The 11,342-nt window shown below is 66.4% G+C and carries 9 protein-coding genes and 1 pseudogene; 9 read left to right on the forward strand and 1 reads right to left on the reverse strand.

All coding sequences use genetic code 11. The annotated features are described in order from the left end of the window. Window positions 1–99 precede the first annotated feature (99 nt). Entirely contained in the window at window positions 100–1,605 is a 1,506-nt protein-coding gene (locus PSD17_RS19255) for a LytTR family transcriptional regulator DNA-binding domain-containing protein (RefSeq protein WP_339123957.1), read from the forward strand. 1 nt (window position 1,606) lies between these two features. Here the strand turns inward: PSD17_RS19255 and rpe are convergent, their stop codons facing one another. After that, on the reverse strand, window positions 1,607–2,284 hold the full coding sequence (gene rpe / locus PSD17_RS19260) for a ribulose-phosphate 3-epimerase (protein WP_339123971.1): 678 nt from the start codon (window positions 2,282–2,284) through the stop codon (window positions 1,607–1,609). A gap of 169 nt (window positions 2,285–2,453) precedes the next feature. On the opposite strand from rpe, the gene hxlA reads away from it, so the two are divergent. From hxlA to PSD17_RS19300, 8 genes and pseudogenes are all read left to right on the forward strand, one after another. Continuing rightward, the gene (gene hxlA, locus PSD17_RS19265; protein ID WP_339123960.1) at window positions 2,454–3,083 is read left to right on the forward strand and encodes a 3-hexulose-6-phosphate synthase; all 630 of its coding nucleotides are present in this window, start codon (window positions 2,454–2,456) and stop codon (window positions 3,081–3,083) included. 12 nt (window positions 3,084–3,095) lie between these two features. After that, window positions 3,096–3,377 carry a hypothetical protein gene (locus tag PSD17_RS19270; RefSeq protein ID WP_339123962.1) on the forward strand — a complete coding sequence of 94 codons (282 nt, stop codon included), beginning with the start codon at window positions 3,096–3,098 and terminating at the stop codon, window positions 3,375–3,377. Window positions 3,378–4,101: 724 nt separating this feature from the next. Then, window positions 4,102–4,914, forward strand: a complete 813-nt coding sequence (gene tpiA / locus PSD17_RS19275) for a triose-phosphate isomerase (protein ID WP_339123964.1) — start codon at window positions 4,102–4,104, stop codon at window positions 4,912–4,914. 250 nt (window positions 4,915–5,164) lie between these two features. After that, window positions 5,165–6,358: pseudogene (locus PSD17_RS19280) on the forward strand (IS3 family transposase); the annotation flags it as partial. 434 nt (window positions 6,359–6,792) lie between these two features. After that, the gene (locus PSD17_RS19285) at window positions 6,793–7,827 is read left to right on the forward strand and encodes a LysR family transcriptional regulator (RefSeq protein ID WP_339123965.1); all 1,035 of its coding nucleotides are present in this window, start codon (window positions 6,793–6,795) and stop codon (window positions 7,825–7,827) included. 40 nt (window positions 7,828–7,867) lie between these two features. Beyond that, window positions 7,868–8,842, forward strand: a complete 975-nt coding sequence (locus tag PSD17_RS19290) for a class I fructose-bisphosphate aldolase (RefSeq protein WP_339123966.1) — start codon at window positions 7,868–7,870, stop codon at window positions 8,840–8,842. A gap of 96 nt (window positions 8,843–8,938) precedes the next feature. Then, complete coding sequence (locus tag PSD17_RS19295; protein ID WP_339123968.1) at window positions 8,939–9,868, forward strand: fructose-bisphosphatase class II; 930 nt, start codon at window positions 8,939–8,941, stop codon at window positions 9,866–9,868. Window positions 9,869–10,186: 318 nt separating this feature from the next. After that, window positions 10,187–11,176: an alpha/beta hydrolase gene (locus PSD17_RS19300; RefSeq protein ID WP_339123970.1), complete on the forward strand. Its 990-nt coding sequence runs from the start codon at window positions 10,187–10,189 to the stop codon at window positions 11,174–11,176. Window positions 11,177–11,342 lie beyond the last annotated feature (166 nt).

An 11,342-nucleotide genomic window follows, 5' to 3' on the forward strand; every position in this document is an offset into this window, starting at 1 on the left:
TCCCGAGTCCAGGATCCGCAGGCCCGATTACCTACCGAACGTTGCCTGACGAGGCACTAGCTCTGCCCGAGGAAGGGTGCGGCCCTTACCGAGCCGCGTGTGTCGGCGAAGGACGTCCTTCTCAAGGACCGAGCGAACGACGAGGAGGTCGCAATGACCAGGAGAGTCCCGCCGCTGGTGATCGCATCAAGGCGGCCCAGCGGACGCGACCGCATGCCCAGCGGCTCCCTGGCGGCGACCTCGTCAGGTAAGGAAGTCGCTCGCGCGTGGGAGGACTTTGCTGCGGGCGAGAACATCGAGACGGGCGTGCGCCCGGAGATCCTCGCCTCGTGGTACCGATGTCGTGATCGCTACGCCGTCGACCACATGATGGACGTGGCACCGGGAGCCCGCAGCGACGAGGCCCAGCGGGTCGGCAACGACGTCGTCTACGCCCAACTCGGGGGACTAGGTGCGTTGGCCGGCCAAGAGGTCGAACGTGACGGCGCCATCGTGACGGTGACGGACGGGGATGGGCGCGTTCTCGGCGCCTGGGGCGATCCCGCCGCGCAGCGGCGGGCCGCGCTGCACAACCTGGCCCCATGGTCGTCGTGGTCGGAGGAGGGCGCAGGCACCAACGGGATGGGTACGTCACTCGAGGTATCTGGCCCGGTCACGGTGACGGGGCCAGAACACTGGTGCCAAGCGTTCCATCAGTGGGCGTGCGTTGGTATCTCCATCCTGGATGTGGTGACGGGCGCGCCGGTCGCGTCGATCAACATCTCGCGGTGGAACGCGTCGCTACCCAGCCTCGTGGCGCCATGGCTGAAGAAGTCCGTCGGATGCGTGGAACAGGAGATCCGCCAGCGGGCGATCTACGAGGCCGACACCGTCGTCGCCAAGTTCAGCTCGATGCGCCAGCAGGCCAGGGGTGCGCTCATGGCCATGGACCGCGGCGGGAACGTGATCGCGGCCAACGACGCCGCTGTGGCCATGCTCGGACTGTCGATGGAAACTCCCATCGTCACAGGTGCGACCGAACCGGCGGCGCGCTGGATCCCCGACATCGCCGGACTACCGGAAGCAGTGCGGTGGGCCAAGGAGCGGGCGCAGGTAGACCCGGCATGGAGCGGTTACGCGCGGCTGCCGGTGTCCCCCGGCGATGAAGCGATGCCCTTGACGATGCGCCCCGTGGTGGACTCGAACCTCGTGGTCGGGATGCTGTGCGAGTTCGGTATCCAGGAGGGTGAGGCCTATGAGCAGGACGATAGCCAGGCGGTCGCTCGCCTGCCCCGAGCCGTCATTGGAATTCGTGATGACCGCCTCGTTCTCCTCGCTCCATCGGAGATCCGCTACGCCGAGGCCGACCGGAACATCGTCTGGCTGGTCACGGAGCGCGGCAGGGTCCAGGCCGCGACCCGGGGCATGGACAACGTAGAACGGTCGCTCGCCCCCTACGGGATTCGCCGAGTACACCGGCGCTATCTGGTCAACCTTCGCCGGGTGGCGGAGATCGAGCGGGGCATCCGAGGAGAACTGTTTCTCATCACAGATGCCCGTGCTCACGAACTCGTCCCCGTCTCCCGACGCCACGCCCCGGATCTCAGGCGCATGCTCGGTATCTGATTCAGGCCGGTCGCTCGGCGAGCGACTCCACCTGGCGACGGAGCCTGTCCACCGCCTGTGCGGGATCGGAGGCTGCGTAGACGGCCGAGCCCGCGACGAAGCAATCGACGCCGGCCTCAGCCGCCTGCTCGATGGTGTCAGCGTTGATACCGCCGTCGATCTCCACCAAGAGATTCAGGTGGCCGGTGTCAACCAATCGCCGTGCCTGGCGGACCTTGCCAAGGACCTCAGCGATGAACGACTGGCCGCCGAAGCCGGGCTCCACCGACATGACGAGCAGGGTGTCGTAGTGCTTGAGCACGTCGAGGTAGGGCTCGAGCGGCGTGTTGGGCTTGATCGCCAATCCTGCCTTGGAGCCCGCCGCGCGCAGGTTCTTCGCGAGCATGACCGGATCTTCTGTGGCCTCGACATGGACGGTCACGTTGTACGAGCCAGCTTCTGCGTAGCCGATCGCCCAATGGTCCGGCTTCTCGATCATGAGATGGCAGTCCACCGGTAGATCCGTGGCAGCCAGTAGTGACGTCACGACGGGAAGGCCCAGGGTTAGGTTGGGCACGAAGTGGGCGTCCATGACGTCCACGTGCACCCAGTCGGCGCCCCGACCGGACTCTCCGCGCACAGCCGTTATCGCCTCGGCGAGTCGGGCGAAGTCGGCGGAAAGGATGGACGGAGCGATCAGGGGCGGACTCGACACGTCTTCGAGCCTAAGTCGGCCCGGAGCGGTGCGAGGTTATCCGGTGCACGTATCGGGGGATTGCGTTTTCGCATGTGCTGAGGTGTTGCCGGTTTAGGTGGTTGCCGTGATGGTTCTGGGACTTGGCTGAACTAGGTGTGATGAGGAGATTTTCGTGAAGCTGCAGGTGGCGCTCGATGTCCTGGACCTCCCTTCCGCGCTGACGCTGGCGCACCAGGTGGCCGAGCACGTGGACATTCTCGAGCTGGGGACACCGTTGGTGAAGTCGGCGGGTATCACCGCGGTGACGGCAATCAAGGCTGCGCACCCGGACAAGCTGGTCTTCGCTGACCTCAAGACCGCTGACGCTGGTGAGCTGGAGGCGGAGCTCGCGTTCGAGGCGGGTGCTGATCTGGTGACGGTGATGGGGTCGGCGGATGACGACACCATCCGCGGTGCTGTCGCGGCCGGCAAGAAGTACGGCAAGCAGGTCGTCGCGGACATGATCAGCGTGGTCGATGGCCGGGTGGCTCGGATTCGTGAGGTCGCGAAGCTGGGTGTGTCGTTCGTGGAGATCCACGCGGGTCTGGACGAGCAGGCGCGTCCGGGTTACTCGATCGAGCAGCTGCTCGCGGACGGCCGTGAGGCCGGGGTTCCGTTCTCGATCGCGGGTGGAGTGAAGGCGGACACGATCAGTTCCGTGCGTGAGGCCGGCGCTGTGGTCGCGGTGGCGGGTGGGGCGATCTACAGCGCCTCTGACCCGAGTGCTGCGGCGGCCGAGCTCAAGAAGCGCGCCACCAACTGACGTGGGGCCAGCGTGAATGAGGATCGATCTGGGCACCCGGCGATCACACAGGACGCCCACAGCACCTTGATGCGGCAGGCCGCCCGAGTATTACGCCTGCGCTACGCGGCGGGCGGCCGGGACAGCCAGCTGTCTCCAGCCACGGCGAGCAAGCTAGCTGACACGCTGGAAGGCCTCTCCAGCGGAGACCCCGTCTTCGACTCGATCGATCCGAATGAGGCGACCGCACTAGCCCATCGTCTGATCGATGACGACCATCCAGAGCTGTCAAAGCTGTGGCCTGCAGCCAAGTGAGCAGCTGATCGATCACGACGCCGTCGGTGAGCTGCACTCAGTGCGCTAGGAAATTCAGAGCGACAGGCCGAGCGCCGTCGAGATCACGAAGCAGGTGCGGGACCACGCTAGACCGAGTCGATCCGAGTGCGGATAGACCCTGCTGGCGAGGTCCTGCACCCGGCTTTCGGCCGTATCTCGGGGCGTCCCGCAGAGGTCCGCGCCACGCTGGGCGCGCCTGATGATTCGGCGAACCCGTCTGTCGACGACCTGGCCGGGATGACCGTGGGATTGCTGGGTGCCGGGATACGCCAGGTGGCGGCGGTAGGTAGGGCTGGATGCTCATTTAGCTCTTCCGCTCACCGGGATGTCGACGACTTGTCCGCTAACCCGAACGACCGAATAGCGATCGCCTTCAGCACTAGCAGCCGCCGGGCGCGGCCCGGGGACGAGACGCCTCTTCGAAGAACCCCGTCGGTGCGACGCAGCCGCCGCCGCTCATGGAACTCTCCCGCGGGCACGCCAAGCCGGCGACCATCAATGCCGCCTCCACGCTTACGCTCCGTGTCGGCGGCCCGATCGCAATGCTCCGGATCCTCCACCCCCTATGGGGACGATCCTTCACCGATGGAGACGCGGCGCGATGGGCCTGGAAACGGCGCCGTTAAGCGCCTCCCGTCCACGATCGCCGAACATCACTCGACGGCCACGGAGCAGCCGACCAGAATCAGAACACAAGGATGTCATGACCTCGCCCCTTGGGACCGCGACGAACCACAGCAGGCGCCTCATTGTCGGCAACTGGAAGATGAACCTCACCCACACGGACGCGGTCGGCTACCTGCAAAAGCTCGCATTCGGCCTCCCGGAGAGGTATTACCACAACGTTGAGGTGGTTGTGCTCCCGCCATTCACCTCCATCCGGAGCGTTCAGACCATGGTGCTGAGCGACGGCTTCCTGATGACGTATGGGGCACAGGACATCAGCCAGCATGGGTCGGGCGCCTACACCGGGGACGTGTCAGGCGCGATGCTGGCCAAACTGAACTGCCGCTACGTTGTCGTCGGGCACTCCGAGCGCCGCGAGTACCGCCAGGAGGACGACGCCGTCGTCAACGCGAAAGTGCGCGGGGCGTTCGCCCACGGCATTACGCCGATCTTGTGCGTCGGCGAGGGCCTGGAGGTCCGTGAGGGCGGCGGCCACATCGGCCACTGCACCGCGCAGCTCACCGCGGCAGTGGAGCAGGTCACCCCGGAGGAGGCCGCGACGCTCGTGGTCGCCTACGAGCCGATCTGGGCGATCGGCACCAGCCGGGTCGCCGACCCAAGGGACGCCCAGGAGGTGAGTGCTGCGCTGCGCACCACGCTCGGCGAGCTGTACGGCGACACCGTCGCCGGGGCCGTGCGGGTGCTCTACGGTGGCTCGGTGAAGTCGGACAACATCGGCGAGATCGTGGCCGAGCGCGACATCGACGGCGCCCTCGTCGGCGGCGCCAGTCTTGACCCCGACGAGTTCGCCAAGCTGTGTGCGATCGCCGCGGGTGGCTCCCTGCGTTGATGGGCGAGCGGCTGCGACGATACCTAGGCCAGGGCGCGCACGGGATGCTCCAGCGCCCCGTTGATCCGCGCCCAATGCATGGGTTCCGGGGCCGCGCTCGGCGACGTCGACAGCTACCTGAAAGCACCATTCGACGTCGCACTCACGCGGTTGAGCGAGGTCTAGGCCGTTGTGGCTCGTCCCCGGACATCATCGGTCGGGACTGCCCAGGGTTCGGTTGACTCCTGACCATGTGAGGACGTCCTTCTCGCTGGAAGGAACGACACCGTGCCCCGAGCCGTTCCCGAAGGAGTTCCGCCGCGACGTGATCGCAGTCGCCCGCCCGGGCGACCACTCCATCGCCGCCGTTGGCCGGAACTTCAGGATCTCGGGAGCCCTGGCTGCAACGCTTGGCTCACAATCGCCGACCGCGAAGACGGCATCAGCCCGGAAACCCCGACTCGACAGCCAAGCCCGCGAACGCGAGGGACCTCGAGGCCGAGAACCGGGAGCTGCGCCGCCGCGCCGCGCAGTTCGAGCAGGAGAACGAGATCCTGCGCCGCTCCACCGCCGACTGCGCCCGCGACGTCCTTCCTCACCGATGTCCCCGCTGGTCGGTGCTCGTGGCCACCGACAAGATCCCTGTCGCGGTGACCTGCCGGGGGCTCGGCTTCAGCACACAGGCCTTCTACAAGTGGCGCGCCACCCCCGTGTCCGACCGCGACTACGACGACGCGCACCTGACCAACGCGCCCATCGACATCCACCACGACGACCCCGAGTTCGGCTACTGCTTCATCACTGACGAACTCACCGGTCAGGGCTGGACAGCGTCACGCAACCACATGAACGGGCTCTGCACACAGCAGAAGCTCTGGTCGGTCCACGCCCTGCAGCGCATGCCGGGCCCGCCCGTCCACGACGACGTCGTGGGCCGCGAGTCCACCGCCGAGCGCGGAGCACGACGGCACCCATCACATGTTGTGGTTCACCGACATCACCGAGCACCCCACCCGCGAGGGCAAGCTCTACCTCTGCGCGGTCAAGGACGCCTGCTCGAAGCGGATCGGAGGCTACTCCATCAACGACCGCGTGACCTCCGCGTTGGCCGTCGACGTGCTGCGCAACGCCATCACCCTGCGCAACCCCGACGCAATCGTGCACTCGGGCCGCGGCAGTCAATGCCGCTCCCACGCCCACCAGCGGGACCATCGCGAGGTACAGCTGCGCGGGTCCATGGGGAGCATCGGAACGTGCGCGGACTACGCCGCGATGGAGTCGGTCTTCAGCCTGCTGCAGCAAACGTGCTCAACCGACGACGCTGGGCCACCCGCACCGAGTTCCGCCTCGCGATCGTGTCGTGGACCGAGACGACCTACCACCGCCGACCACGACAAGAAACTTTCGGCAGGCTCAATCCCCCGTCGAGTTCGAGACACTCCTCTCACCCGCCGCTCACACGGCCCGACCCACCCACCCGAGACGGGTCAACCAAAGCCTGGGCAGTCCCCCTGATCGTCTGACGAGCGCGGACGCAGGTCCGAGGTCGCCGCGGCCACGTACGTACCGGTGCCGGATAGGCCGACGTCCGGACCTCAGGAACCAGCGCCTTCGGGGGCAGCCCGATTTGCTGTGATATCCCAGGTCCAGCCGGGTGGACATCAAGCCGGCGGGGACGAACTGCGCCCGACCGCGGACAAACGGAGAATCTGGCCGAACCAACGGGAACATGACTCCTTGGCAGGGCCGTCAGAGGCCCGACCGACCGTGCAGGGCCCGGCGCACGCCGTTCATCCTCGCGCTACGTGCGTTCGTGTCCGGGCTCTTGACCATGGACGCGCCCTTCAGCAATGTCACCGATCACGTGAACGGAAGGTTCTACGCGAGAGGGTGAGATCAGTGGTGCTTCCGTCCAAGATGCCGCAGCTCGCCGACCTCGACCTGCTGCTGTCGGTAGCGAGCTGCGGCAGCGTGGGGAAAGCAGCGCAGGCCCACAGTCTCTCCCAGCCAGCCGCCAGCACCCGGATCAGTGCCATGGAGAGGCGGTTGGGCCTTCGACTTCTGGAACGCTCCCCCAGTGGTTCGACGCTTACCGAAGAAGGGGAGATGCTGGCGAAATATGCACGCAATGTAATGCAGGCGGCGCGAGAGCTGTTGGAATTCGGGTCCCGGGCCCGGTCCTCCGAGGCGAAACGCATCCGCGTCGGAGGAACTCCCACGATCTCCGAGCATCTGATACCCGACTGGCTGAACCGCTCGTGGTTCTCGTTCGGCGAGGCGAGGGTCGAAGTGCAAACCGGTAGCGTCGACGAACTTCGGCAGTCGATCCTCTCCAGCGACGTCGATGTAGTATTCATCGACGGGTGGGGTCCATCGAGCGGCAAGGGATGGCGGCAGCAGGATCGCGACGGTGTCGTCACCCGCTATATCTGTGACGATCAGCTTGCGGTCGTGGTCGGTTCGATGCACCCGTGGGCCGCACGAACTACTCCGCTGACGATGTCGGAACTCGCAGCCGCACCCCTTGCTTTGCGGGAGCGCGGTTCCGGGCTACGAGAGTTCACGAACAGACTGCTGAAGGCGGCGGGCGCCCCGCAGGCCTATATCGAGCTCCCATTCACCGGCGCGATCAAGCAGGCGGTCGCTACCAGCCAGCGAGTGACGGTCCTCAATGCTTCCACTGTGCGAGCCGAGCTCGAGGACGGACGGCTTCATCTTGTCGCGGTCGACCAAGCGATGCCTTCCCGGCCGATCTACGCAGCGTGGAGCGAGCAACGAGGCCTCCCCGAATACGCGGCGGATTTGGTGGACGTCGCCACGTCCAAAGGCCCCTCCAAGCCCGCCATCGAATCGATTCACAAGCCGCGACCAATCACTACGCGAACACGGCCGCCAAATGCCTTAGCGGTCGACGCCCGCGAGGCGATCGCATGATCACCGATTCCGAACCGACCAGGGAGGCTTGAGGACAGTGGTGGATCTGAACAAGGTCGCACGGGCCATGGTGTCCAACAGACGCGGTATTCTTGCGGCGGACGAGAGCATCGCGACGATGTCCGCCAGGCTGGAGAAGGTCGGCGTCGAGCCGACCGCTGAGAGCCGCCGGGTGTACCGGGAGTTGATCGTCACCACGCCCGAGCTCGCCGACTCGATCAGCGGCGTGATCCTCGCAGACGAGACCTTTCATCAGAGGGTCACCGACGGTCGCACGTTCCCGGACTATCTCTCAGACATCGGAATCCTCACTGGGATCAAGGTCGACACTGGGGCAAAGCCGCTCGCGGGCGCCCCGGGCGAGACGGTGACCGAAGGCCTCGACGGGCTGCGCGAACGAGTCGCAGATTACGTGCGCCTCGGCGCGGCGTTCGCGAAGTGGCGCGCAGTGATCACAATCGGTGACAACACGCCGACAGATCGCGCGATCCGCGCCAATCTGCACGCTCTGGCGCGCTACGCCGGGCTCTGCCAGGAAGGCGGCCTCGTGCCCATCGTGGAGCCCGAGGTGCTGATGGACGGCACCCACTCCCTGGCGCGTTGCCGGGAGGTGTCGACCGCCGTGCTGCGGGCACTGTTCGAGGAGCTTGACCTCATGCAGGTGCAGCTGGACGGCATCGTGCTCAAGCCCAACATGGTGGTCGCCGGCTCCGGCAGCTCCGATCAGCCCACGGTTGCCGACGTCGCCCAGGCCACGGTCGAGACGCTGCGGGAGACGGTGCCCGCCTCCGTGCCGGGCATCGCCTTCTTGTCCGGAGGCCAGCGCCCCGAGCTGGCGACGCAGCACCTCGGAGCGATGCAGAAGCTCGACCCGTTGCCCTGGGAGCTCACCTACTCGTTCGGTCGGGCACTTGTCGGACCGGCGCTGGAGACGTGGCGGGGAGAGGACAAGAACCGGGGGCGCGCACAAGAGGTGCTCTCGGGTCTTGCGCTTGCCAACGCCGCAGCGCGCTGAGTAACTGACCTGGGAAGGGCGGCCGGATTATCGCGGAGGTCCGGCCCCCCTCGCTCTTCCCGCCTGCCCAGGATTTGCCTGAGTGGATCGAGAATCATGACTACTCACGAATGGTGCACCGTCGGCGCCTCCCAAGGGCCTGACCAGGCCCTCGCGCTGAAACTCGTCCGGGCGACCGAAGCTGCCGCGATCGCGGCACTCCGGAGAGGCGGCCGCGGTCAGTGGAACAGCCGGAAGACCGCGGCCGCCGCCGTGCACGAACACCTCATGTCCGTGCCCATCTGCGGCGTCGTGGTGATCGGTGACGATGAGCTCGAGACGCCCGTTGTGTGCAGAGGAGACGAGGCCGGGATGGGCGACTCGCCGCTCTACGACCTCGGCATCGGTCTGGGTGGCCCACAGCGGCCGCTTCAGATCGCTCTGAGCTCGCTGGTATCGGTCGTGGTGGCCGAACGCGGTTCGCTGCACGTCCCGCCGCCCGGTGTCGTGGAACTGCTGGCCGTCGGCCCCGACTGCGTAGATGTCGTCGACATCACCCGGTCAGTGGCCACGAACCTGTCGGCCGTCGCCGCGGCCAAGGGTATTCGGAGGGCGGACGTCGAAGTCGCGGTGCTCGATCGATCGCGACAGGACCTTGTGAACGAGGTCCGCAAAGCCGGTGCACGGGTCCGGGTACCGCAGGGAGGCGAGATCGCCGGGGCGATCGCAGCAGCCCGGCTCGACAGCTCGGTGGACGTGCTGTTGGGCACCGGCGACGCGAAGGAGTCGGTCATCGCCGCTGCCGCCGTGTCCTGCCTGGGCGGGTCATTTCAAATCCGTCGGCGGTCCGCAGGCGTCGAGGAGGTCCTTCGCACTGACAACCTGGTGCGAGGCGAACGAGTCATCTTCAGCGGCACCGCGGTGACCACGAACGAGCTACTTCGCGGAGTCCAGTGCGAGGCCGGCCGCGTCACGACACGGTCCATCGTGCTCTGCTCCTGGCCGGAAACGGCGTGGACGATCAAGTCTGAGCACCGACTCCCCTGAGGGCACCAGGCGCCTGGCTAGGTCGGCTCGGCCGCCCCCAGGGCGTTCGGGCCCAGGTCTTGCAGTACATGACACCCCACAGCCGCGGCACGACCCCGCGCGGTCACCTCCTCGCCACCCCGGCGTGCCCCGAGGGAACGCGCCGCCCGCCCCAACCGGACAGTGACGACCAGCACCATTTCCCTGCTTGCACGTGGCGACCGCAGCAAAGGGAACTGCGTCCGCCAGGCATGGCTGGGTCGAGACGCGACGCGGCCCCTAGGGAACGACAAAGCAGGGACTGATCGTGCTCCGCTGCCTGGCAGGAAAGGCGACCTGGTGGATCAGAATCTGGGGGTGAGGGGGCCAAATAGGCGTAGAAAAGCCGCGCACCCTGCAACGGAGATCGGACATGTCTCGCGCGAGGTCTCGCTCGTAGCCGACAAAGCGCGACCTACGACCAAGAAGACTTACCGAGTGATTCGAGACCTCGCATACGGCGATGACACTCTTCACCGCCTCGACGTCCACATGTCGACATTGCGCGACGAGGTCGCTCGACCTGTGCTCCTCTTCCTGCACGGGGGCGGCTTCGTCGCTGGCGACAAGCGGGCTCGCGGCGACTCCGAGCATGACAACATCGGTCGGTTCGCCGTCGAGTCTGGGTTCGTCGGAGTTGTGATGAACTACCGGCTGGCGCCGGCTGCCACGTACCCATCCGGAGCCGATGACGTGCGTCGCGCCGTGGACTTCCTGGCGCGACGGGTCACGGAGTACGGCGGCGACCCCCAGCAGGTCGTTCTCATGGGTCACTCGGCGGGCGCGGCCCACGTAGCGACCTTTCTTGCGACACCGGCCCTCCGGAACGCGGTAACGGGGGTGGTCGCCGCGATCTTGTCGTCGGGAATCTTCGACCCGGGAAGCCTCGCGCCCGGCGCGTTCGCCTCCTACTACGGGTCGGACGAACAGGGGCGGACCAACGCCTCGTCGATCGATGGTCTGCTGGACAGCGGAATCCCGCTACTTGTCAGCATCGCCGAGTTCGACCCGCCGGAACTGCATGATCAGGCGGTGAGGCTCCTCGCTGCCGCGGTGCAGGCCACCGGCGAGTTCCCCGCAACTCTATACGGCGTCGGGCACAACAACTTCTCGGTGATCGCCCACATCGGGACCGACGATCGAACCATGGGAGATGAGATCGTCAACTTCATCTGCGCCACGACGCGGTTTCATAAGGGCGCGCCGGGTGCGGCGCACTGCGCTGAAACGCTGCCAGCCGGCGCGCACCGAAACGAGAAGGCGCGCGGACATCCACCATGCCTCGGATGAGGCTGCCATGCGATCTTCTTGATCTACGAAATCTAGAACCTGAATTTTCGACGACCGTCGTCACACTCCTCAGACAGTACCGACGGACACAAAGACATCCCGGAGGACGTCACATGCCGATCGCCACCCCCGAGGTCTACAACCAGATGCTCGACGGAGCCAAGAA

The sequence above is a fragment of the Pseudonocardia sp. D17 genome (assembly GCF_036984265.1).
In the GTDB taxonomy this organism is placed as follows: Bacteria; Actinomycetota; Actinomycetes; order Mycobacteriales; family Pseudonocardiaceae; genus Pseudonocardia; species Pseudonocardia benzenivorans.

What these genes read in the sequence shown, in the direction of transcription:
- tpiA (WP_339123964.1), top strand. Translation starts at nt 4,102, where the DNA reads ATGACCTCGCCCCTTGGGACCGCGACGAACCACAGCAGGCGCCTCATT.
- PSD17_RS19295 (WP_339123968.1), top strand. Translation starts at nt 8,939, where the DNA reads ATGACTACTCACGAATGGTGCACCGTCGGCGCCTCCCAAGGGCCTGAC.